The sequence below is a fragment of the Variovorax sp. J22R115 genome, assembly GCF_030317005.1.
Classification (GTDB): Bacteria; Pseudomonadota; Gammaproteobacteria; order Burkholderiales; family Burkholderiaceae_C; genus Variovorax.
The window spans coordinates 117,968-142,258 of the sequence record NZ_JASZYM010000008.1 but is presented as its reverse complement, the minus strand read 5'-3'; the positions used below and the strand labels follow the sequence as shown (position 1 = coordinate 142,258).

General features: G+C 66.0%; 16 protein-coding genes. 3 read left to right on the top strand and 13 right to left on the bottom strand.

Features of this window, described 5'->3' with window-relative positions; genetic code table 11:
• Positions 1-22: 22 nt before the first annotated feature.
• From QTI04_RS15745 to QTI04_RS15725, 5 genes are read right to left on the bottom strand one after another with little or no spacing between them, the layout of a single operon-like run.
• A complete protein-coding gene (locus QTI04_RS15745) occupies positions 23-1,393 on the bottom strand; it encodes an MFS transporter (RefSeq protein WP_286616432.1) in 1,371 nt (456 codons plus the stop codon).
• Positions 1,390-2,856, bottom strand: coding sequence for a coniferyl aldehyde dehydrogenase (locus QTI04_RS15740; protein WP_286616431.1), 1,467 nt, complete (start codon positions 2,854-2,856; stop codon positions 1,390-1,392). The genes QTI04_RS15745 and QTI04_RS15740 overlap by 4 nt, the downstream gene beginning before the upstream one ends.
• Before the next feature lie 45 nt (positions 2,857-2,901).
• Positions 2,902-3,168, bottom strand: coding sequence for a hypothetical protein (locus QTI04_RS15735; protein ID WP_286616429.1), 267 nt, complete (start codon positions 3,166-3,168; stop codon positions 2,902-2,904).
• Complete coding sequence (locus QTI04_RS15730) at positions 3,165-4,889, bottom strand: GMC family oxidoreductase (RefSeq protein ID WP_286616428.1); 1,725 nt, start codon at positions 4,887-4,889, stop codon at positions 3,165-3,167. Before QTI04_RS15730 ends, QTI04_RS15735 begins: the two co-directional genes overlap by 4 nt.
• Positions 4,886-7,249, bottom strand: a complete 2,364-nt coding sequence (locus QTI04_RS15725) for an arylsulfatase (protein WP_286616427.1) — start codon at positions 7,247-7,249, stop codon at positions 4,886-4,888. The genes QTI04_RS15730 and QTI04_RS15725 overlap by 4 nt, the downstream gene beginning before the upstream one ends.
• A 158-nt stretch (positions 7,250-7,407) precedes the next feature.
• On the opposite strand from QTI04_RS15725, the gene QTI04_RS15720 reads away from it, so the two are divergent.
• On the top strand, positions 7,408-8,451 hold the full coding sequence (locus QTI04_RS15720; RefSeq protein ID WP_286573221.1) for an AraC family transcriptional regulator: 1,044 nt from the start codon (positions 7,408-7,410) through the stop codon (positions 8,449-8,451).
• On the opposite strand, the gene QTI04_RS15715 is transcribed toward QTI04_RS15720, so the two are convergent.
• Genes QTI04_RS15715 through QTI04_RS15700 form a run of 4 tightly spaced genes read right to left on the bottom strand, consistent with a single transcriptional unit; the run spans position 8,407 to position 15,220 of the window.
• Positions 8,407-10,893, bottom strand: a complete 2,487-nt coding sequence (locus QTI04_RS15715) for an RND family transporter (RefSeq protein ID WP_286616426.1) — start codon at positions 10,891-10,893, stop codon at positions 8,407-8,409. The genes QTI04_RS15720 and QTI04_RS15715 overlap by 45 nt on opposite strands.
• A complete protein-coding gene (locus QTI04_RS15710) occupies positions 10,893-11,963 on the bottom strand; it encodes a YCF48-related protein (protein WP_286616425.1) in 1,071 nt (356 codons plus the stop codon). The genes QTI04_RS15715 and QTI04_RS15710 overlap by 1 nt, the downstream gene beginning before the upstream one ends.
• Positions 11,964-11,974: 11 nt before the next feature.
• Complete coding sequence (locus QTI04_RS15705) at positions 11,975-13,351, bottom strand: DUF1329 domain-containing protein (RefSeq protein ID WP_286616424.1); 1,377 nt, start codon at positions 13,349-13,351, stop codon at positions 11,975-11,977.
• 33 nt (positions 13,352-13,384) lie between these two features.
• The gene (locus QTI04_RS15700) at positions 13,385-15,220 is read right to left on the bottom strand and encodes a DUF1302 domain-containing protein (RefSeq protein WP_286616423.1); all 1,836 of its coding nucleotides are present in this window, start codon (positions 15,218-15,220) and stop codon (positions 13,385-13,387) included.
• Positions 15,221-16,048: 828 nt separating this feature from the next.
• Between QTI04_RS15700 and QTI04_RS15695 the strand changes: the two genes are divergently transcribed.
• Positions 16,049-17,263: an alkane 1-monooxygenase gene (locus QTI04_RS15695; protein WP_286616422.1), complete on the top strand. Its 1,215-nt coding sequence runs from the start codon at positions 16,049-16,051 to the stop codon at positions 17,261-17,263.
• Positions 17,264-18,283: 1,020 nt separating this feature from the next.
• Here the strand turns inward: QTI04_RS15695 and QTI04_RS15690 are convergent.
• From QTI04_RS15690 to QTI04_RS15675, 4 genes are all read right to left on the bottom strand, one after another.
• Positions 18,284-18,844, bottom strand: coding sequence for a YSC84-related protein (locus QTI04_RS15690; RefSeq protein WP_286616421.1), 561 nt, complete (start codon positions 18,842-18,844; stop codon positions 18,284-18,286).
• 12 nt (positions 18,845-18,856) lie between these two features.
• Positions 18,857-19,165 (bottom strand): hypothetical protein, encoded by a 309-nt coding sequence (locus QTI04_RS15685; RefSeq protein ID WP_286616420.1) that lies wholly within the window; start codon positions 19,163-19,165, stop codon positions 18,857-18,859.
• 430 nt (positions 19,166-19,595) lie between these two features.
• On the bottom strand, positions 19,596-20,291 hold the full coding sequence (locus QTI04_RS15680) for an SOS response-associated peptidase (RefSeq protein ID WP_286616419.1): 696 nt from the start codon (positions 20,289-20,291) through the stop codon (positions 19,596-19,598).
• Positions 20,292-20,351: 60 nt separating this feature from the next.
• Positions 20,352-20,558 carry a hypothetical protein gene (locus QTI04_RS15675; RefSeq protein ID WP_286616418.1) on the bottom strand — a complete coding sequence of 69 codons (207 nt, stop codon included), beginning with the start codon at positions 20,556-20,558 and terminating at the stop codon, positions 20,352-20,354.
• Positions 20,559-20,628: 70 nt separating this feature from the next.
• On the opposite strand from QTI04_RS15675, the gene QTI04_RS15670 reads away from it, so the two are divergent.
• Positions 20,629-23,811, top strand: coding sequence for an error-prone DNA polymerase (locus QTI04_RS15670; protein WP_286616417.1), 3,183 nt, complete (start codon positions 20,629-20,631; stop codon positions 23,809-23,811).
• Positions 23,812-24,291 lie beyond the last annotated feature (480 nt).

Sequence of the window (24,291 nt, the reverse complement as noted above, 5' to 3'; positions counted from 1 at the left end):
AGTGGCGCCTCTCGGCCACAGGTCATTGCAGAGGATTCGCCTGTCCGGACGATGGAACGGGGCCAAGTCGCGGCAGGGGCGACGGACGAAGCAGTCGATCTGGCTCGGGCGGCGCAACGTTGCGAAACCGCGCGGCATCGCCTTCGTAGGCACGCGACGCGAGAAGAAACAGCCCGGTCGCAACCAGGGAGATCAGCGGAGCGATCGTGAGCGCCGTCTTCAGATCACTCATGTCGGAGATCAGGCCCACGACGAACGGGCCAGGCGCCAAGCCCAGCAGGCTCGCGCCCAGCACCGCGGTCGCGGTCACCGTGGCACGCACCGCCGGATGCGTGACGTCCATGACGATCGCCACCGCACACCCGCCATGCGCAACGGCGAACACCGCGCCCACCACGATCAGCCCCAACGCTACCGGACCCGGTGACATGGAGAAGCCCGAGGTCAGCATCACGCCGCAAATCAGCGTGTAGGCGGCCGGGACGATGGCTCGGTAGCGCGGGCGGCCTTTGCTCAACCAATCCGCAATGCCGCCGCCGAAGAGCACGCCGACGCCCGCGACGAGCACGACCACTGCCGCCATGAGCGCCGCCTTGCGCGGTTCGAACGCATAGGACCGAATGAGGAAGGTCGGCATCCACGCGATCAGAATAGATGGGATCGCCATCTGCAGGCCGAATGCCAGGAAGGTCAGGTTGCCCGAGCGAGCGACGAACACCTGCCGCACGAGTTGGCCGAGCGGCACTGCCGCGTTGCCGCGATCGCCAGCCATGAGCTTGGGTGGTTGGTAGTCGCGCACCACGAAGGGGTACGCCAGCGCCAGCAGCAGGCCCGGTGCTCCGACCACGAAGAACGCGGTCCGCCAGCCGAACTGGCTCGCGACGGCGCCTCCGATCACCACACCGAGGACCGATCCGAACAGGCCCGCCGATTGGAATGCGCCTTGGATCGCGGCGCGCCTGCCGATCGGAAAAGTGTGCGCGAGAAGCGCAGCGCCCGCTGCCGCATACGCAGCCTCGCCGACGCCGACCAGGGCGCGAGCGACCAGCAATTGCGTATAGCTGGTGGCCAGCCCGCAAGCGATGGTCGCCAGGCACCATACGAAGGCCATGAGCGTGATGCTCTTCACCCTGCCCCACCGATCGGCCATCATCGACATCGGGATGGTCAGGACGCCGACCACCACCGAGACGACGCTGACCAGCGCACCGAGTTGGGAGTCCGACACGCCCCAGTCCGATTTCAGGAACGGGAACACGGCACCGATGACCTGGCGCGAGAGATAGTCCGACAGCATCAGCCCGAAGGTCAGCGCGAAGACGGTCCACGCATAGGCGCCGGCCGGCGGTGTCGCCTCGCCGGAGGCCGCCGCACTGTTGCCTGGCTCGATCATGTCGTGGCACTCCCCGCAGTCGGGGTGCCCTCGGCGGAGATCGAGCCGCTCTCTCGCTTGCCGAGAAACAGCTTCAGGGTCAGCCGTTGCACCCATGACCCGTAAGGCGGATGGAACAGATGAATCGGAAAGAACCGATGCACCGTGAAGACGGACTTTGCATGCGAGAGCGAGCGGAATCCCTCGGGGCCGCGCCAGCTCCCGATACCGGAATTGCCGGTGCCGCCGAAGGGCAGGTCGCATTGGAAGACATGCCACGCCCAGTCATTGACTGTCATGCCGCCTGCATGCACGTCGCGCGTCAATCGCTGCAGCTCGGCGGGTTCGGTGCCGAAGTAGTAGAGCGCCAGCGGACGCGGCCGCGAGGCGACGAACGAGACCGCCTGCTCCATCGAATCGCACGCGACCACGGGGAGGATCGGGTTGAAGAGCTCCTCCTGCATGATGCGCATGTCAGGCGTCACACCGGTCACGATCTGCAGCGGGATGATGCGTGCGCCGTCGCCCGCGCCGCACGAAGTCACAGTGGCACCCTTGGCCACGGCATCGGCCAGCAGTTCCCGGGTGCGGTCCGCATGGCGGTCCGACGCCATGCTGGTGTAGTTCGGGTCCGAGACCGGATCGGCGTACATGCGCTCGAACGCGCGCGCCGTGGCGGCGACGAATTCATCGATGCGCTCGCGCGGCACCAGCGCGTAATCAGGGGCCACGCAGGCCTGTCCGCTGTTGAAGGCCTTTCCGTGCGCAATCGACCGCGCGACCACGGCCATCGAGGCGGAACGCCCGACGATCGCGGGAGACTTGCCGCCGAGCTCCAGCGTGACCGGCGTCAGGTTTGCGGATGCGGCGCGCATGATGTGCCGGCCGATCTCCGGCGAGCCTGTGAAGACGATGTGGTCCAGCGGCAGGCTCGCGAAAGCCTGACCGATCTCGACGCCCCCGCCGAAGACCGCAACCTGGTCCTCGGGAAAAATCTCCGCCAGCATCCGCCGCAGGACCGCCGTGCTGCGCGGCGAGAACTCCGACATCTTGATCATCACCCGGTTGCCCGCGGCGAGCGCCGTCACCAGCGGCCCGATGGATTCGATCACGGGGAAGTTCCACGCAGCGATCACCCCGACGACGCCCTTGGGCTGGTAGACAACCTTGGCCCTGTTGGTGAGGAACATCCAGTCGACAGCACGACGCTGCGGCTTCATCCAGCGTTTCAGATGCGACAGCGCGTGGTCGATCTGCACGGCCGGGCCCAGTACGTCCAGCATCTTGCATTCGAACTCCGAGCGGCGGCCGAAGTCGTCGCTCATCGCGCGGGAGAGTTCGTCCTGGTAGCGCTGCAGGGCGAGGCGCAGCGCCTTGAGATCACGGGTGCGGTGGCCGACCTCGGGGTAAGGCGCTGCCAGAGCGGCCTTGCGCTGCTTCGCCAGCGTGGCGTTCAATGCCTCGATGGTGTCGTTGGTTCTCATGGTGTCTCCGATGTCTTTTTGAATTGAAGCCGCGCGTCGACGCGCCTACTTCCTCGTCAGCGGCATCCAGTGCAGCAGTCCGAACAAGAGCGTCAACACGACACTGACGGCCAAGGGGCCCGGGTACCGGCGCACGTACCCGAAGACGAACGGAAGTTCCAGCGCATGAAAGGACAGGAAGACGAGCGCGATCAGTTGCATCGCGCTGGCCAACGCGTCTCGCAGCCATCCGGCGAGGCCGGCCAGAGCGACGGCATAGACCACGAGGCATACCGTCTTCAGGAAGGCCGTCACCACGGCGTCGAGGCTCACGCCGCCACGGCGGACAGACTCGCCGTGGTCACCGTGGTCGCCTGCACCGGTGCAGCCGGTGCGCCGGTATGCATCCGGCGTGCGGTGGCCTTGATCATGTCGGCCGCTTTCTCGGCAATCATGATGGTCGGCGCGTTGGTGTTGCCCGAGACCAGGTCCGGCATGATCGACGCGTCGACCACGCGCAGGCCCTCCACGCCCTTCACGCGCAATTGCGCATCGACCACGTCGTCAGGCCCGCTGCCCATGCGGCATGTGCCGACGGGGTGGTAGGCGCAGTCGGCATGGTCGCGCACGAACTTCTCGATCTGCGCGTCGGTCTGCGCCCACGCCGAGTTCTTCGACTCTCTGCCGCCGAAGCGGGCCAAGGCGGCCTGGCGCGTGATGACGCGCAGGCGCTTGAAGCCACGCACGAGGCAATCGACATCGCTTTGTTCGGACAGGAAGTTGGTGTCGATCAGCGGCGGCGCCATCGGGTCCGCACTCGCCAGCGACACGCTGCCGCGGGATTTCGGACGCAGCATGCAGGCATGCAGCGAGTAGCCGTTGCCGAACAGGATCTTGCGACCGTGGTCCATGATCTTGGCGACCACGAAGACCAACTGCAGGTCCGGCACAGTCTCTTCGGGCCGTGTCTTCATGAAGCCGTTGCCTTCTGCGAAGTTGGAGGTCAGCACGCCACGCCGGTAGCGGCGCCAGTCGAACAGGCCTTTAAGCACCGCCCACGCACCGCTGAACGAAAGCCCGAGCAGCCCGCGAGATACGCCGGCTTCATAGCTGTGAACCACGTCGATGTGGTCCTGCAGGTTCTGCCCGACGCCCGGCGCGTCGTGGACGACCGGGATGCCGTGGCGCTTCAGGGTCGCGGCCGGGCCGATGCCCGACAGCATCAACACCTGCGGCGACTGCAAGGCACCCGCGCACAGCAAGACCTCGCGCCGCGCCGCGAGCAATCGGACGGCACCGTTGGCGTCCCGGTATTCAACGCCCACCGCGCGCTTGTCTTCGATCACGATGCGCGTGGTTCGAGCCTTCGTGACGACCCGCAGGTTCGGCCGCGCAAGGTTCGGCGTCAGGAAGCCTTTCGCCGCGCTGCAGCGCTCGCCGTTCTTCTGCGTGAGCTGCGTCAGACCCACACCCAGCAGATGTGCGCCGTTGAAGTCCGGATTGCGCGGATGCCCCGCCTGAACGGCGGCCTCGACGAAGGCCCGCGCATACATGCTGGGCTCCATCACGTCCGCCACGTTCAGCGGACCTCTGGCGCCGTGGTATTCGGAAGCGCCCCAGAACTCGTTGTTCTCGGACTTCCTGAAGTACGGCAACACGTCGGCGTAGCTCCAGCCGGTATTGCCGGCCGCGGCCCAGCGGTCGTAGTCACTGCGGTCGCCGCGGATGTACATCATCCCGTTGATCGAGCTCGATCCGCCCAGTGCCTTGCCGCGCGGCTGGTAGCCGATGCGTCCATTCAGGCCTTTGTTGGGCAGCGTCTTGAACGCCCAGTTGAAGATCGGGTACGGCAGCACGATCGGCAGGCCCGAGGGGCACTGGATCAGCGCGCTGGTGTCCGCCGCGCCGGCCTCGAGCAGGCACACCGTCACCGCCGGGTCCTCGCTGAGCCGGGCCGCGAGAACGCAGCCGGCGGAGCCGCCGCCGATGACGATGTAGTCGGCCGCCTCCGGGTCGAGCTGCACCGGCTTGAAAGTTCCTGGTCGTTTTGTCATGGGGTGTAGACGATGTGCACGTCGCCGATGCATCCGTTGAAGCGGAACGGCGCGCGGTCGTAGTAGTCCAGCGAGACCGGCGAGCCGAGGTTGGTGCCGATGTCAAGCGTTTCACTGGCCGTGAAGCACAGGGGTGCGGTGAACGGGACCGTGCCGCGGGCCACTTCAATGCCGTCGACGCGCATGACGAGGGTGGCGGGTGCACCGGGCGCGGGGCCGGCGAGAAGGGTCTGCAGCTCGAACCGATGCGGTCCGGCCGCGATGGGCCCTGCGCTCCGAAGCTTTGTACGCATCACGCTCAGGCTGTTGTATTCGTAGTGCAGGTGTCCGGCGTCCATGTAGAGCACGAGGCCACCGGCCACGCCGCCGAGCGCGTACAGCACGCCTTCGCCCATCGCAGGAACCTCCACGTCGAGCGACACCTTGTTGCTGCGCGCGCGCAGATTGGGCGCGCAGAACTCAGGCAATCGCGTGACTTCCGGATTGAAGTGCCATTCAGTCTGCGTCGTTCCGATGCGTGCCGAGGGATTCAACAGCGGGCCAAGGCCGGCGCCAATCGGGTAGACGTGATTGGCGCGAGCCTCTTCGTCGAACTTGCGCTGCAATTCGGCCAGCTTCTCGGGATGCTGACCCGCCACGTCCGTCGCTTGCGAATAGTCGCTGCCGAGCCGGTACAACTTCCAGACGTCCTCGTCGGGATTCCAGTTCGCGTACGCCGCGGCAGTGGCCGAGAGCCACGGCAGGCGCGGCCCGAAGACCGACGCCATCCATCCATCGGCGTAGATGCCGCGGCTGCCGAAGATCTCGAAGTACTGCTGCGCCTTGCGCGTCGGTGCCGACGCATCCGCGAAGCTGTAGGCGAGGCTGAGGCCGTCCAGCGGATCCTGCGTCACGCCGTTGACCGTCGCGGGCGGCGCGATGCCGACGAGTTCGTAGATCGTGGGCGCGATGTCGTTGACATGGTGGAACTGGCCGCGCACTGCCGCGTCGGCCGCAATGCCCTTGGGCCACGACACCGCCATCGGAACGCGCGTGCCGCCGAAGTAGCCGGCGACCAGCTTCGTACCCTGGAACGGGCTCTCGCCCGCCCAGGCCCAGCCGGCGTGGTACATGTTCGCGACCTTCGGGCCACCCAATGCCTGCAGGCCGCCGTATTCCTCTTCGAGGATCTTCATCTGCTGTGCGAACGGCACGGGCACGCCGCTGATCGACAGGATCTCGTTGATGGTGCCGCCCGCTCCTTCGGCCGATGCGCCGTTGTCGGACAGCACGTAGAAGACCAGCGTGTTGTCGCGCAGGCCCAGGCGTTCGAGTTCGTCGATGACCTTGCCTGCCTGCACGTCAGCGTGCTCCAGGAAGCCGGCGTAGACCTCCATCAGCCGCGCCTGGTACTTGCGCTCAGCCTCGGGCAGGCTCTCCCATGCGGCGAGCGTGTCCGGGCGCGGCGTCAGCTGGCTGTCCGCCGGGATCCAGCCCATCTCGACCTGGCGCCGGAATGCCTGCTCGCGGTAGGCGTCCCAGCCCCCATCGAACTTGCCCTTGTACTTGTCTGACCATTCGCTGAAGACCTGATGCGGACCATGAACCGCACCTGGCGCCCAGTACATGAAGAAGGGTTTGTCGGGCGTGAGCGCATGCTGTTCGCGCAGCCACCTTTGGGCCTGTGCGGCAAGGTCTTCGCTGAGGTGGTAGGTGGGGTCGCTCGGTGCTTCGATCGGCGTGGTTTTGCGATATAGGCTGGGCTGGTACTGCGAGGTTTCCGCGGCGATGAAACCATAGAAATGATCGAAGCCACAGCCAGTGGGCCAGCGGTCGAAGGGCCCGGCCGCGGAAGTCTGGAGGGCGGGCGTGTTGTGCCACTTGCCGAACGCGGCGGTGCTGTAGCCGTAGTGCTTGAGCACCTCGGCGATGGTGGCCGAGCTCTTCGGTATCTCGCCGGTGTAGCCGTCGAAGTCACTCGCGAACTCGGTGATCGTGCCGGACTCGACCCGGTGGTGGTTACGCCCGGTCAGCAGCGATGCGCGGGTGGCCGAGCAGATCGCTGTGGTGTGGAACGCGTTGTAGCGCAGCCCGGTGTCGGCGATGCGGCTCAGCGTGGGCGTGTGGATCGCGCCGCCGACCGTGTCGGCATGGGCGAATCCGACGTCGTCGAGCATGATGATCAGCACATTGGGCGCATCGGCACGCACAGGCGACGACCTGGTGCGCCACTGATGCGTCGACTGCGCAAGCGTGCGACCAGCCACGCTGGCTGTCGGCGTCTGAGCGAGAGGAAGGTGTTGTGGCAGGGGTGCGTCGGGCGATGCGCCCTTTGGCGATTCGTTCGCCTTGTCCGCGTCGTCGCGGGAATCTTGAGTCATCCGAGGTCTCCGGTTTTCTTGGCTGCGATGCTGGGGGTCCAGTCTAGGAATGGGTGCTGCACGACGCCGGTCTTTGACGTCAAATCGGTGGTCCCTGCGGCGCCGAAACCCGGGCAAACGTCATTGTCAAAAGACGCACGGGCGGCGACCATAGGGGCATGAACGTCCCCCAGCGTGCGCCAGGCCCGCCACTGCAAGAACCCACGACGATCGGTGGCTACGTGCTGGCCATCTCCAAGGCGCTCCAGGCCAGCGGGGTCGACAGCACCCGGGTGCTGAAGGCGGTCGGCATTCCATTGACGATGACCAACGACCCGATGAGCCGGCTGCCCGTCAGCACGCTCACCCGGCTCTTTCGCGCCTGCACCGATGTCACGGGCAATCCGTACTTCGGGCTGACGGTGGCGCGCTTCATTCACATCTCGAACCTGCATGCGCTGGGCTACGCGCTGGCGGCCAGTGCCAACCTGATGGAGTTCTGCCAACGGCTCGAACGCTACTTCAGGCTCGCCTCCCAGACCTGCGAGATCAAGGTGGTCGAGTCAAAGGACGAGCTCGAACTTCGCATCAGGCTGCTGGTCGACGTGTCCGCCGAAACGGAGGACGCCTTCCTCGGCTTCGTCGTACTCGCGATGCGCCAACTCTACAAGCCCGAGTTCAATCCGCTGCGCGTGGCGCTCTCGCATCCACCGCCGCGCGAAGACATCGCGCCGTATGAAGCGCTCTTCCGCGCGCCGGTCAGCTTCGGGCAGTCGGACCCGATGCTGGTGCTGCCTCGTGCCGATATTCACAACCCCCTCATCGGTGCCTGCGCCGAACTGGCGCAGCTCAACGACAACCTTTCGAACACCTACCTGGCCCGGCTCGAGAAGGACGACGTCGTGACCCGCGTGCGGCAGAAGATCATCGAGTTCCTCCCCAACGGCAGTTGCACCCGCGACAAGGTGGCCAGTGCCCTGGCGATCAGCCCGACCACGCTGCAGTTCAAGCTGTCGGAACGCGGCACCAGCTTCCACGAGTTGCTGGATGCGACGCGCAAGGAGCTGGCTTCGGGCTACGTACAGCAGTCTTCGCTGTCGATCACCGAGATCACCTTCCTGCTGGGCTTCAGCGACACGAGCAACTTCACGCGCGCGTTCAAGCGCTGGCAGGGTGTCTCACCCACCTCGTTCCGCGACGGCGAGAAAGCGGTCAGCGCCTGAAGACTCGGCGATCGCCGCACGCTGAAAGTGCCTGTCGTTCAACAGGAAGTGCGAAAGCGCCGGGATGAGCACGAGCGCGCCGACCATGTTCCAGACGAACATGAAGGTCAGCAGGATGCCCATGTCGGCCTGGAACTTGATGGGCGAGAAGGCCCAGGTGATGACCCCGGCGGCCAGCGTGACGCCGACGAGCGCGACGACGCGGCCGGTGAACATCACCGCGTCGCCGTAGGCGCGGGCCAGGGTCAGGCCTCGCCGCTGCCCCGCGAGCTGCACGGACAGCAGGTACAGCGCATAGTCCACGCCGATGCCCACCCCGAGCGCGATCACCGGCAGCGTGGCGACCTTCACGCCGATGCCCAGCCACACCATCAGCGCTTCACAGAGGATGGAGGTGACCACCAGCGGGATCACCGCCACCAGCACCGCGCGCCACGAGCGAAAAGTCAGGAAGCACAGCGCGATCACAGCGGCGTAGACGTACAGCAGCATCGTGCGATTGGCCTGATGCACCACGATGTTGGTCGCCGCCTCGATGCCCGCCGAGCCTGCAGCCGGCAGGATCTGCACCACGGCTGGATCGGTCGGATGGTCCTTGACGAAGTTCTCCACCACCGCGAGCACCTTCTGCAGCGTCTCGGCCTTGTGGTCCGACAGGTAGGCCACCAGCGGCATCACCGAGCACTCGGTGTTAAAGAGTTCCGGGTTGTTCACGGTGGCCTGCTGCGCGCCGTAGTTCAGCACGTCCTGGTTGCGGCTGATGGTCAGCCACTTGGGGTTGCCCTCGAAGGAACCGGCGGTGATCTGGCGCACCACGTCCTGCAGGCCCTGCGTCGCACGCACCTCGGGCAACTGCTGCAATTCCCACGCGAGCCGGTCGACATGCGCCAGAGTGTCGTACTTGAGGCAGCCTTCCTTCGGTGTCTTCACAATCACGGCGAAGAGATCGCTGGACAGCGAATAGTTCTTCGTGACGAAGGCGTTGTCGCGGTTGTAGCGCGAGTCGGGCCGAAGCTCCGGTGCGCCGGGGTCGAGGTCACCGACCTGCAGCTTCAGGCTCACTACAAAACCACCGACGGCGAGCGCCAGCGAACCCAGCACCGCAGCGAGCGCCCAGTTGCGCTTGGCCGCGAAGTTGTCGAGCAAGCTCCAGAAGCGCCCTGCCCGACCTGCGGCCTGATCCTGCTCCACCTTCAGGCTGCGTGCAGCCGCCTCGGGACTCACGCCCACGTACGACAGCAGCACCGGCAACAACAGCAGGTTCGTGAAGATCAGCACCGCCACACCGATGCTCGCGGTGAGCGCAAGTTCACGGATCACCGGGATCGGGATCAGCATCAGCACCGCAAAACCGACCGCATCGGCCATGAGCGCGGTGACCCCGGCCAGGAAGAGCCGCCGGAAGGTGTAGCGCGCAGCCACCAGCCGGTGCGTGCCGCGGCCGATGTCCTGCATGATCCCGTTCATCTTCTGCGCCCCATGGCTCACGCCGATGGCGAAGACCAGGAAGGGAACGAGCATCGAGTACGGGTCCAGCTCCAGACCAACCAGCTTGACGAGGCCCACCTGCCACAGCACCGCGACCAGCGAGCAAGCGAGCACCATCGCCGTGCTGCGCACGCAGCGCGTGTAGCCGTACAGCAGCAGCCCGGCGATGACCGTGGCGCCGCCGAAATACATCATCACCTGCAAGAGCCCATCGAGCAGGTCACCGATGATCTTGGCGAAGCCGATCACGTGCACCTTCACGCCCCAGGGCTTGCCGTCGGGGGCGAGGCCGCGCTCGTACTTGTCGCGGATCTGGGTCTCGATCTGGCGCGACAGGCGCCAGTAGTCGAGGCGCCCGTCCTTGCCGCCGTCGAGCAGCGGCGCGACGATGGCGCTGGACTTGAAGTCGTTGGCCACGATGCTGCCGACCAGGCCCGCGCGCGCCACGTTCGTGCGCAACTTCTCGACACTGGCGCTCTTGCCGTCGAAGTTGTCGGGCATGACGGGCCCGCCCTGGAAGCCCTCCTCCGTCACCTCGGTCCAGCGCGTGGCCGGGGTCCACAGCGACTTGACCCAGGCGCGGTCCACGCCCTGCGTGAGGAACAGGTCGTCGTTGATGTGCTTGAGCGCTTCGAGGTAGCGGGCGTCGAAGATGTCGCCGTTCTCGTTCCCCACCACCACGCGCAGGGTGTTGCCCATGCCGCGCAGCTCGCTGCGGTTCTGGAGGTAGTTCTGGATGTAGGGATGACCCACGGGGATCATCTTCTCGAAGCTGGCATTGAGCGAGACGCGCGTGGCGAAGAAGCCGAGCACCAGGGTGGCGACCAGGCAGGCCAGCGTGACCGCCAGGCGATGGTTGAAGACCGCGCGCTCGAGCCAGTTGCCCGAGTCACGCGGGAAGTCGGCAAGCTCGCGCACGACCGGCATGCGGCCGAGACCGGAAGAGATGGCCATTACTTGTCCTTGGAGGTCAGGTCGATCGTGCGCAGGCCGCGCGGGCCGCCGAGCACGAGAGACGAAGTGCTGGCGAAGGCGACTGCGGCCAGCGGCACTTGCGAGCGCAAGGACGACCGTGTGAAGCTGAGCCCGCCGTCGATGCTGAGGGCGATGCCGCCGCTCTGGTCGACCAGCGCCACGGTGCCATTGGTTGCGACGGCGCCGCCGACGATGCTGGCGTCCAGACCGGTGTGGACCGCTTTCCAGGCGGCACCTTCGTCGGTGCTGATGAAGGCGTTGCCCCGCATCCCGAAAGCCAGCACGCCCGCCTTGGTCGCTGCCAGCCCGAAGTAGCTGCCCTTGTAGGGCGAGGTCAGTTCCCGGAATCGCTGCATGTCGCGGTCGAGCTTGAGCAATAGCCCTCCTTCGCCCGCGATGTAGATCGAGCCGCGATGGACGCGGATCGCATAGAGGTTGAGCAAGCCCGGGTTGTCGGCGCGATCGAACCAAGGCTCCCAGGTCCTGCCGCCATCGGCGGTGCACAGGATCAGGCCGTAGGCACCCACCACGAAGCCTTCGTTGGCGCTGGTGAAGCACAGGTCGAGGAAGGGCTTGTCGGGGCCCGCCTCGGCGTTGCGCTGGGCCTCGGCCAGCAGCTTCCTGTCCTGTTCGCTCGCATCCGAGGCGGCGGCGCGGCGCTGCATGTGTTCGAGGACGAGCGTGTTGACTTGGCGCCCCTCGATCAGCCGTGTCCAGCCGTGGCCGCCATCGCGCGTGCCGAGCACGACGCCGTCGTGGCCGGTCGCATAGCCCACCTTCGCATCGACGAAGCTCACGGCCGTGAGGTCCGAGCTCACGGGCACCAGGGCTTGCACCCACACGCGACCGCCGTCTTCGGAATGCACGATGTGGCCGCGCTGGCCGCCGGCGACCAGGCGCTCGCCGGCCCGCGCGATGCCCGTGATGAGCCGCTGGGCGGCCAACGGGCTCATGCCCGCCGGACGGTCCAGCACTTCGCTGGCCGCCGTCGCCGTGCCGGAAGCCGCCAGCGAGCCGAGCGCCGCCAGCAGCATGCTTCTGCGTTGCACGTCGACTCCGGTCAACGCACGCCGGAGCCGGCCAACGCATCGGCCGACCAGGCGGTGGCCGACATCGGATCGGTGTACTTCAATCCCACGCTGTACGCGCCCATCAGGCCCGTCATGTTGTAGCCGCCGGTGGTGAAGTCATGGAACGACTGCCCCATGCTCGCCGGCGCCGGCACTTCATACGAAGGGTTCGTGTAGACGAAGCCCGCGCGATAGAGCTGTTCGCGCGCGTCGTACTGGTCCGACGCCACGGCGATCCAGCTGTCCTCGTCCACGTAGAAGGTGCGCTTGGCGTAGATGTGGCGCTTGTCGGCCTTCAGCGTCGCCTCCACCACCCACACGCGGTGGGCTTCCCAGCGCACGTAGTCCGGGTTCAGGTGGTTGGGCGTCGTCACCGCGTACGGGTCCTTCGCGTACACCAGCTTGAAGGTGTTGTAGGGGATCAGCATCTCCTGCTTGCCCACGAGCTTGAAGTCGTAGCGGTCCATCGCGCCGTTGAAGACCCAGGCGTCGTCATAGGTCGATGCACCCGCTGCGCCGGGGTTCGGGGTGTCATAGGCGATGTCCGGTGCGAGCTTCACGCGGCGCTGGCCGGGCAGGTACTGCCAGGCGCGACGGCCGTTCTTCATCGGGTTGATGTAGTCCTGCGCGAGCAGTGCTTCGCCGGCACGGCGTGCCGGCGCCGTGTAGGCGATCTTGGTGCGGAAGTAGATGTCGTTGTCCGCCGATGCGCCGCTGCGCTTCGGGTCGTAGTACGGGTAGTCCATGTAGATCTGGCCCGTGGTGGCCAGCACCGCCTTGCCCGACGAGTCGACGTTGATGGAGTCGTACTGCGTGTAGTAGCTCTGGCCCGTGTAGCGCAGCAGGTGGTTCCACATCACCTCGTTGCCGGTCTTGGGGATCGGGAACGGGATGCCCGCGAAAGTGCCTTCGAGGCCCAGGCCGTCGTCGGTGGTCTTCACGGCGGTGGCGTTCTTCACCGTGTTGTCCAGCACGTACTTCGGGAACGCCATCGAGCGGTGCGAGGGGTAGACGTCCACGCGCATGGTCGGGTACTTCTTCAGCAGCTCCTTGGTGCCGGCGGTCAGCTTGCCTTCGTACTGCGCCATGTTCTGCGCGGTGATGGCGTAGAGCGGCTTGTCGGCCGCGTAGGGGTCGGGGCGGATGCCCGAGCCCTTCTCGTAGCCCGCCGGAGGCGTGGTGAGGCCGCCGGTGTACTCGGGGATGCTCTTGTCGGCGTTGCCTGCGCGTTCTGCGCCGGTCTGCGTGAGGGTGGTGCCGAGCTTCTTGGCTTCATCGGCCGCAACTGCGGCGAGGGCGGAATGGGCGGCGAGCGCGAGCAGCGCGCCGGCCCACAGGGGGCCGGTCTTGGGGCGGGTTGTCTTCATGGGATGTCTCCGTGAGGTTGGGATGGGGACGACTCAGAAGGTCGTCTTGAAGGTGAGCAGCACATGGCCGCGGTCCGCCAGGCTGGCGTAGGTGCCGTTCGGGACGTTCATGGCCCCGGCCGGCGTCGTGCTGTAGTCGCCGTAGAAGCCCACGTAGCGCAGCGCGAAGTTGTATTTGGACTGGACGTCGGCGGCGATGCCGATGCCGTAGGAGCCGGCGTTCTTGTTGCCGCCGGTCAGCACGGCCGAGTTGCCCGAGATCCCACCCGACCAGCTCAGCGGCATCGACAGGTCCACGCCCGGGTACACCTGGTACCAGGTCGGCGTGAAGTTCAGTCCCAAACCGAAGTAGTCCTTGCTGACCGCATCGACGTTGGCCGGGTTGGCGCGGTAGGCGTCGCTGCCCTTGAAGGCGCCGGGGTTCTGCGAGACGCTGAGCCAGTGGCTCCACACCAGTTCGGCGTTCCAGGTCGCGCTGTCGAACAGCGGCGTCTTGGCGACGGTGCCCAGCAGGTTGAACACGCCGTGCATCGTGTCGCCGCGTGCGCCGGGCGTGTCGCCGCCGAGCTGGCTGAGTTGTGCCAGCGAGATCGCCCCCGTGGCCGGATTGACCAGCGGCGCGGGCAGCACCTGCACCGGCACGCTCTGCAGCGGCATGTTGCGGCGGTAGCTCAGTTCGGCCCCGAGGCTCAGGCCCGCGACGTTCTTCGCGAGGCTCACGCCGTAGATGTCGATGTCGCGCCCGTAGAAGGCCTGGTACTGGCCGACGTAGCCGGCCTGGATCATCGGCAGCGTGGCCGCGCCCGGATTGATGTAGCAGGTGCTGGGCCCGACCGGGCGCAGTCCGGCGCGCGAGCAGGCGGCGGCGGGCACACCGGCGGCCACTGCGGGCAGCAGGGCCAACTGCGGCTGGATGTCTGCGGTGCGGCGGCCATAGAGGCCGGCCGTGCCGTCCAGCCACTCCGGACTCCAGCGTGCCGCCAGACCGAAGTCGCCGGTCTTGTTGGGCTCGGAATTGGTGGCTTGCAGCAGGCGCTGGCCGGGTCCGGCGATGAGCGATTCGCCGCCGTGCAGCAGGGCATCGTTCACCGTCAGGTAGCTGCCCGACTCCGGGTAGCGCGCGCTCTCCCAGTCGAAGAAGGTCTGCGCGGACAGCGACAGTTCGGCCGTGGGCTGCACCTGCAAGGTGGCGGAGTTGCGCGGCCGGTAGAGTTCCTTTGCCTCGATGCCGGGCGTGGCGAGCGCCTTCCACAGGTCCAGCGAATACTGGCCGTAGGAGATGCCGTTGACGGCACCGCCACCCAGCAGGCTCTCGCCCCAGTACACCGTGTGCTTGCCAAGGCGCAGACCCACGTTGGTGTCGCCGATGTCGGTGTTGCCGAAGACGAAGGCATCGAGCAGCTCGCCCGAGGGGCCCTTCGCGTAGCGGCTGGTGTAGGGCGACAGGATGCCGGCCGTCGGCACGCCGAAGGACAAGGTGTTGGCAGTGGCGTTGTTGCGGTTGTCGAGGTTGTTGTAGGCCGGGTCGGCCCAGGCCGTGCCGCTCACGCGGAAGCCGTACTTCTTGTCGACCACCAGGTCCATCTCGCTGAGCAGGTCCAGACGGTTCGCGATCAGCGAGTGGTTGTCGAAGTTGCGGTCGCCGTCATCGAAGTTCGGGTTGCCCAGGATCGCCTTGTCCTGGCTTTGCGTGCGCTGGCCGAGGTTGTAGCGCAGCGTGTTGTCCCAGCGCAGGACGACGTCGGGGTTGCCGGTGTCGATCTCCATGGCGTGGGAAGCCGGGACGATGGCGAACAAGGCAAAGGCAGCAATGGCGACAGCGGTGCGACGGAACGTGGCGACGGAACTGATCGAAGGAGGATTGAGCAAAGGAATGTCTCTTCAGAAGGTTTTTTTCGACATCGGGATTCGCCCCGCTCCAAGGGGATCGGGAGCGGCCCGGATCTTTTTTGCAATCAGGCCGCCAGAGGCCCCGCCATGTGCAGACGCAGCACGAGTTGACCCTTCGGAAACCTGATGGCTCATTCTGTTGAGCGTTCGGTCAAGTCGCCGGTCTTTGAAATCAAATCGCTGGTCCCGCCGACGCACGAGCCGGAAAGCACAACACGGAGTTGGAACGGCCGCCTCGTCGACTAGCGTTCCTGTTTCGCTTCGGAAGTGCGCATACGCGCGACGAGAATCTGCAGGGAGTTCCGCACAGATCGCGCTCAAAGGCCGCTTCAGGCGGAAGCGGAAGTACAACGCACTAGATCGAAGGACGGGATCGGGCCCTCCCCTGCCATCCGGGCTTCGAACGTGAACGGCGGCAATCAATCTGAAAGAGCCATTCGCCCCGGTCTGCCGTGCGCGGGCACCCTCCCGTTCGCGCCATACACCCCGGCCTAGGCCATTGGCAAATCGGCCGAAGCATTGGGATCGGTAAGCGCGCCTTATCGCGCACCCGGGGTGATCCAGGCGGTCCCTCGTTTGGCGGCCTACCACCAAAAAACCCACACCATTGCCAACGTTGTGTGCCGCTACTGGCAACGGGCCGCATGGGCATCCTCGCCTGGTCGATCGCGAGTGGGCGAGCCGGGGCCCGGGTGCCGGTGATGCCAGTGGACGAGGCTTCGGCGAGCTGAAGGTCTCGCCAAGGCGAAGGATTGCCATGCGGGACGCTTGGGCGAGAATATCGAGGTTCCTCCGAGGTGCCTCGGCATGACAAAACTATATCTTTCCGTCGGTCCCGACGACCAGCGCGTCGAGTACCGCGACAGGAAGCGCTGGTGGTGGCTGCTGTCCGTGGTCTACCCGCTGTTGCCGTTCACCGGCATCGCATTGCACGCCGCCACCGGCCACGAGATCGCCCTGGGTCTGCCGTTGCTGATCAGCTACGGCCTGATGCCGCTGCTGGACTTGCTGATCGGGGAGGACCAGAACAATCCACCGGAGGCTGCCGTGCCGCAGCTCGAGCAGGAGCGCTACTACCGCTGGCTCACGTGGCTCACAGTACCGCTTCACTTCGTCGCGCTCGTCGGTTGCGCCTGGTGGGTGGGAACGCACGACCTGTCGTGGTGGGCGGTGCTGACGCTCGCTTACGTGGCCGGTACCGATTCGGGGTTGGGCATCAACACCGGGCACGAACTGGGACACAAGAACACCGCGGTCGAACAATGGCTGGCGCGCCTCGTGCTGGCGGTCCCCGCCTACGGGCACTTCACCGTCGAGCACGGGCGCGGGCACCATCGCTCGGTATCGACGCCCGAGGACCACGCGAGTGCGCGCATGGGTGAGAGCATCTATCGCTTCGCGTGTCGGGAGCTGCCGGGTGGCATCCGCCGCGCATGGTCATTGGAAGCCGAGCGCCTCGCCCAGCAGCGGAGGTCGGTCTGGAGCGTGCACAACACCATGCTCCAGAGCTATGCCGTGACAGCCGTGTTGCAGGTCTCGTTGATCATCGCATTCGGATGGGTGATGGTGCCCTTCCTGATCGTGCACAACATGGTGGCGTGGTGGCAGCTCACATCGGCGAACTATGTCGAGCACTATGGCCTGCTGCGCGATCGACTGCCGAATGGCAAGTATGAAACGCCGCAACCGCACCACTCGTGGAACACCAACCACCTGGTCACCAACCTTGCGTTGTTCCACCTGCAGCGGCACTCGGACCACCATGCGTACCCGTTGCGCCGCTACCAGTCTCTGCGGCACTTCGAGGATCTTCCGCAACTGCCGAGCGGCTACTTCGGCATGTTCCCGCTCTCGTATGTTCCCGCGCTATGGTTCCGCGTCATGGACCCGCGCTTGCTGGCACTGCCACATGTGAATGGCAACCTGGAGCGCGTCAACATCGACCAGGATCCTGAACGCCGCGCGAGGCTTGTTGCCAGGTACGCCAGGGGTGGGGAAGCGAGCGGGAGTTTGCAGGCTTGAGTCGTGGAGTCGGCGGATGAGTCGACTTCGACCACCCCTTGGGCTCCCTGGGTAGGCGTCGGCCGCAACAGGACGCTTGCGAAGACGGCAACTGCACGAGATGTCGGAACAGCCGAGCCGCGCTCCCCCAAGCTTCGAATGCGAGGATGGGAGCCACAGCAAACTCGCAATCCCATTGCGGCACTTTGCTGACCGGCAGCAGCAATTGCGCAGCGGCCAAGCGGGACTTCGATAAGCAGCGCGTTATCGCCCGTCTGCCCTTTTTTGCGCCGCTGCAGACAGATTCGTGAAACGGCCGCATCAAGCATATGCTTTGGTCGCCGAGCTGACCTTGGCCAGCCAGCTGGATTCGCTTCGTCAGCTGCTCGCGCCCTCCTCCGCTCAAAGGCACTTGAGCAGTCGGATAACGTGGCTGCCGAAATTGCTCGAAGAACGAAACGGCTCTCGCGGTAGGCAGTTGCTTGGCCTCCTCTTTCGTGCCGGCCAGCCAGAGATCCACGTCGCCGCGCTCGATCGCGCGATCGGGCGCCGGAGGGACAGAGGGGGCTAAGCCCGTAGCATTGCGGTATGAAATTCAGCGACTTGGCCGCCGGCGACCGCTTCCGGTTCTTCCGGCGCGGCTTGCTGCTCACGAGGGATTCTTCGAGCACATACTCGTCGGGGCCGGGCCATTCGGCAAAGGCAGACCAAGGTGCGGATGTGCTTCCCGAGATCGACGATGTACCGGCCGCCGCGAAAGCACCTCCGGCAGATCCCTTTGGCGCGCGCAATCGCGTCGATTTCCAGCAGGGCTACGTGCGAATGGACGGCTCGTTCACGGGCCCAGCACGAAGCTGTGCTCACCGCCATGAAGGGGAAGCGCTGACTCAGGTCGGGCCAGCGTCGAAGACCTCGGCCGGCGCCACGCGCAGCAGCTGCATGGCCTCCTCCACCGTGCCGGCCAGCCACTGGTCGACGTCGCCCTTCTCGCACCCAGGCCTTCGGCGCGGTCGAGCGCACGGCGCGATTCACGACTGAACTCTAGTTCAGGTCCTTGTCTTTCCAGACCTTCGAGCCTCCAAGGGACACCCCCGCCTGTAGACCGGCCTTGGTCAGCACGTAAGCGGTGCCGCCCGTGAAGGCGACAGCGCCCGCCTTGACATTGGCATCGCCCTTGCCGGTGCCTGCGCCCGCGGCAGCGCCAGCCGAGGCATCCCAGCCGTTGTCGATGAAGTCGGCCATCGACTTGGCATCCTTGAACACGAAGAGATAGCGCGTGTCGGAGGCCCCGATCTGCAGCCCTGCGCTCGCCTGAGCGATCTCCATGTAAGTGTCCTTTTTGGACTTGCTATCGTGCGCTATGCCCTTCCCGCCCGCTGCGCCAAGGCCGAAGCTCAATCCGTAGGTCGTGAACACGGCGTAACCGGGCGCCTTGCTAACCGCGTTCTTGATGTCGGGATCGGCCTTGTAGAAGTCCTCGAGCGCCTGCTTGGTCTTTGCCCTGACCTCGGCTTGCTTGGCGGCCTTGTCCTGCGCGTAAGCACCGCCGGCCAGCAACGATGCCAGCGATGCACCGATGATGAGTAGCTTGCGACGTTTCATTGCGTTCTCCTTTCACGTGTCATGCAGATCCGCCTTTTGGCTAACGCGCCCAGGCCCCGCGAGGTCGACGAAAGTGGATTCGCCGATGCACGTTTTGGAGTGCCACTCATCGATGTACGCCCGCGCCTTTGTGCTCAATGAAGAGATCGCGCTCGCTCCGTCTTTATGCTTGCCGGCCAGAGCTATGCGGCACGCGCGATCATCCTTCTTCCAAGTCAAGTCCGCGTGCCCGGAGATGACACCGTCGAGAGTCGAACGGTCCAGCTCCACCTTCACGTCCCATCCCTCGTACTGGAACCGATGCACTGAAGTGTTAGCCATCGCAAGTACCTCCAGGTCACTCCCCCGCGCCCTCCATAGAACTTTAGTACGTGATAGTTTGACTATCAATGCTTTGTCATAACGGCGGCCCGCTACGACCCGAAGATCAAGGCCATCGCCGGGAACGAGCTGACCATCGTCGGCCTGGAGGAGGTCGAATTCGCCTGGGTCTTGCAGAAGTGGAAGTGCGAGATCCGTTAACGGGCGCGACGCCCCCCAGAAACGACAAAACGGCCCCAGCCGAGGCTGGGGCCAGGTTGTCGTGTCGCCTATCTGGCCTTGCTGGGCCCTGACCGTAGGCTCTGGGGCCCTTCGTTGCCGTTCAATCTTTGCGCGTGAATGACAGCAACCAGTCGTTGAGCAGATGTGGTCGGGCGTATCGGGCATCAGGAGCGACGCTGTGGCCAAGGCGTCCGAGGCAACGCAACAATCAGAAAAGCGAAGGCTCTTCCGGCGGCGCTTTCATGGCCCGAGCCGGTTTCGCCTTGGGCTCCTTCGGCGCCAAAGGCTCGGCCACCATGGCCAGCCGCTCAGCCGGGAACTGCCGCATGAACTCCATCGAGCGCTCGGGCGGCGCGTCGAGCCACTCGCCGTACTGCGCCTGCGGCAAGATCACGACCATGCGCTTGTCCTGCATCTCCGGCGGGCGCTTCGGATCGGGCCGGTGCATGAGCCTGAAGAGAGGATGCGTGTCGGCGTTGATCGTGAGCATCGCGAAACTCAGCTCCCACTCGGCAGTTGCCGGATTCCTCCACGGCGACCAGTGACCGGCCACGCCGAGTGTCTCGTCGTTGGCCGCCGTGAACCGTGTCGGCACTAACTGGCCGCTGCGCCAGTCCGGCTCGTAGATCGCCTCGCACAGCACGATGCAATGCCGCGGCTTGGCGCAGGCGTTCTTGAAGCTCGCGAGCTCGCGGACGGTCTCGGTGCGCGCGTTGTACGTGTTGACGCCGTACCGGACCTCCTTGGCGAAGCCCGGCAGCAGCCCAAAGTGCCCCTCGACGAGTTCGAACGCGGGCACCACGTCATCGCCCGACTCGCGCTCGGGCGGCCTGCGGATGAACGGCGCCATCTGCGTCGGGTAGATGTGCAGGCCCCCGGGCGGCGGCTCCCACTCGGGCGGCAACCGGATGCCGAAGTGTTTCTCGATCTGCCTGCGGCTTCTCGGCCTGATAGTGACTGCACATCAGCGCATTGTGCGGGGACCGGGGTCGTGCGCCACCGGCGCGAGCCAAACGGCCGCGGCCCGCACGGGCGACATCGCGCGCAGGCGCTCGTCGTTCCAGAGGTCGGCCGCGACCTCGTCGAGCTGATCAGGATCGACCGTGCGCCAGCGCCGGTGCAGCTCATGTGCGCAAGCGGCGATCCAGATGTCGGTGGTGACGGGATCCATCTATGAGACTGTATATGCATCCAGTCATTTTGCACAGAGTGCGCCGTTAAATACTGTATCTTTGTACAGTATGCCACCCGCCCCACCACCCTACGCAGAACTCTATTGCCGCTCCAACTGCAGCTTCCTGGTCGGCGCCTCCGAGCCCGAGGAACTCGTCGAGCGCGCCGCCTCCAAGCTCTACACCGCGATGGCGCTCACCGACGAATGTTCGGTCTCGGGCGTTGTGCGCGCGCACCTCGCGGCCCGCGAGTGCGGCATCCACTTCATCGTCGGCAGCGAGATCCTGCTCACCACCGCGGGCGGCCATCCGCACGCGCGGGTTGTGTTCCTCGCGCAGGACCGGCGGGGCTACGGCAACCTCAGCGAGGCGATCACCTTGGCGCGCCGCCGCGCCGGGAAGGGGCAGTACCTTGCGCAGGTCGCCGATTTCGAGGGCAAGACCGCCAAGGCGCCGCACCTCGCGGGCCTGCCGGGCTGCATCGCGCTGCTGTTGCCCGATCCCGACGAGACGGTCGAGACCTTGTTCGCCAAGGCGATGTGGCTCAAGACCTGGTTCGACGGTCGCGCTTGGCTGCTCGAGCCAAGACCGATGGGACTCGATGACGAGTTGCGCTGCTGGATCATCGAGCAGGTGGCCGAGCTCACGCAGTTGCGCATCGTCGCGACGGCGAGCCCCGTGATGCACACACGGCTGCGCAAGCCCCTGCAGGACGTGGTCACGGCCGTGCGAGTGGGCCGGCCGGTGAGCCAGTGCGGCTATGAGCTCCAGCCCAACGGCGAGGCCTACCTGCGCGGGCGCGCGTACCTGCGACAGGCCTTCCCGGACGCGTGGATGCGCGAAACCGTCGAGGTCGCGCGCCGGTGCACCTTCAGCCTCGAGGAACTGCGCTATGAATACCCCGAGGAGCTCGTGCCGCCGGGCGAGACGCCGCCCTCCTACCTGCGCAAGCTCGCCTACGCCGGCGCGCAGAAGCGCTTTCCCTCGAAGCTTCCCGACAAGGTGCGCGGCCAGATCGAGCATGAATTGGCAGTCATCCGCCAGCTCGACTACGAGGCGTACTTCCTGACGGTGGAGGACATCGTACGCTGGGCGCGCGATCGCGGCATTCTGTGCCAGGGCCGGGGCTCCGCGGCCAACTCGGCGATCTGCTATTGCCTCTACGTGACCGAGGTCGACCCGGAGCGCATGAACGTGCTGTTCGAGCGCTTCATCAGCGTCGAGCGCAAGGAGCCACCGGACATCGACATCGACTTCGAACACCAGCGCCGCGAGGAAGTGATTCAGTACATCTATCGCAAGTACGGGCGCGACCGTGCGGCGCTGACGGGTGTCGTGATCGCGTACCGCAGCAAGTCCGCGATCCGCGATGTCGGCAAGGCGTTCGGCTTTGCGCTGGAGGTCGTCGACCGGCTCGCGAAGACCGCCTACGGCACCGACGAGCAGTGGGTCAGCGACGCCTGCCTGCTCGAGAACGAGCTCGACCCCACCGACCGCCGGGTGAAGCAGTGGCTGCACCTGGCCAATGAAATCCGCGACTTCCCGCGGCACCTGAGCCAGCATCCGGGCGGCTTCGTGATCGCACGCGACAAGCTCAGCCGCCTCGTGCCGGTCGAGAACGCATCGATGGAGAACCGCAGCGTCGTCCAGTGGGACAAGAACGACCTCGATGCGCTGGGGCTGATCAAGGTCGACGTGCTCGCGCTCGGCATGCTCACGGCCATCCACCGCGCGCTCGACCTGGTGGCGATGAAGCTGAGTGTGCCCTTCGGCATGCAGGAAGTGCCGGCCGAGGATCCGGCGACCTACGACATGATCTGCAAGGCGGACACGGTCGGGGTGTTCCAGATCGAGAGCCGCGCGCAGATGACGATGCTGCCGCGCATGCGCCCGCGCTGCTTCTACGACCTCGTGATCCAGGTGGCGATCGTGCGGCCCGGGCCAATCCAGGGCGGCATGGTGCATCCGTACCTGAGGCGCCGCGCGGGCGAGGAAGCCGTGACCTACCCGAGCGACGAGATCAAGAAGGCGACCGAGCGCACCCTCGGCGTGCCGATCTTCCAGGAGCAGGTGATGCAGATCGCGATGCTCGCGGCGGACTTCACGGCCGGCGAGGCCGACCAGCTGCGCCGCGCGATGGGCGCCTGGCGCAAGCGCGGCGGACTCGCGGTGCATCAGCGCCGCCTCGTGGAGCGCATGCTGCAAAAGGGCTACACGGCCGAATTCGCGGGCCAGATTGCGAAGCAGGTCGAGGGCTTCAGCTCCTATGGCTTTCCCGAGAGCCACGCCGCGAGCTTTGCGCTGCTGGTCTACGTGTCCTGCTACCTCAAGCGGCACCATCCCGATGCCTTCCTCGCGGCCCTGCTCAACAGCCAGCCGATGGGCTTCTACGCACCCGCGCAGCTCGTGCGCGACGCACGGGACCATGGCGTGGTCGTGCGGCCGGTGGACGTCACGGTCAGCGACTGGGCCAGCACGCTCGAGGAGGTGACGCAAGCCAGCGCTCTGCCCCGCTGGGATGCGAGCTACGCGACGCCGCTGCGTGCGGTGCGCCTCGGGATGTCGCGCATCGTCGGGATGCGCGAGCAGGCCGCAGAAAGAATCGTGGCGGTACGCCAGGACGGACCCTTCGCGAGCGTCGAGGACCTGGTCAAGCGCGCGGCGCTCGATGCGCACGACCTCCGGTGCCTGTCGGGCGCCGACGCGCTGCTGACCTTGTCGGGGCGGCGACCGGGTGCCGTCTGGGAAGCCGCGGGCGTTGACACCCGGCCGACCGAGATGCTGCGCAAGGCGCGCACGACCGAGGAGCCGTTTGCATTCGGAGAGCCCTCCGAAGGCTCAGAGGTTGCCGACGACTATTCGTCGATGGGCCTGAGCCTGCGGCGGCATCCGCTTGCGCTGATCCGGCACCGCCTCGCCGACCTGGGCGTCCGCACGGCAGAGGATCTGCGCACGCAGGCCCACGATCGCGACCAGGTCACGGCCAGCGGCATCGTCACGCACCGCCAGCAGCCGAGCACATCCAAGGGGGTGATCTTCGCGACGCTCGAGGACGAGACCGGGACGGTGAACATCATCGTCTGGCCGAAGCTCGCGGAAGCCCAGCGGTCGGTGCTGCGCCAGTCGCGCCTGCTTACTGTGCAGGGGACCTGGCAGAGCGCGAAGGGGGTGAACTCGCTCGTCGCGACGAACCTCTGGAACCACACGCCTCTGCTGGGCGAGATTCGTGTATCGAGCCGGGATTTCAGGTAGCCGGCTCGTCGGCGTCGGACCGACCCGGAGGAGATCTCCATGCGCCCGTCCAGTTTCACGCAAGTTTGTCCTTCGGAGCGGGTATATCCTTTCCGAACAGTCCCCCCGACTCGATGACCACCTACCTGCGCAAGATCGCGATTACGGTCGACGAGCCCGACCCAGGGCATTTCTACTGGCTGCTCCTCGAGTCGAAAGAGGACGCGAGTGTCTGGGAAGCGCTGGCCGCAGCGGATGAGCCGTGTACAAGCTGGGGCGACGCCTTCGACGCCGGCTGTGTGGCAGGCGACCTAACTTCCTTTGAATGGGCGCCGTCCCGCGGGTACCGAGGCGCGAGTGGGCGCGCCCTGTCCTGCAGAGCCCGCGGTACATGAGGTCCACCACGTAGGCTTTGTCCGACTCGCAGACAAGGTAGGCAAAGACTGAGCCGCAGGAGAAAGCACATGACCAACGAATCGACGTTGCCCCACGTCCCGCCCG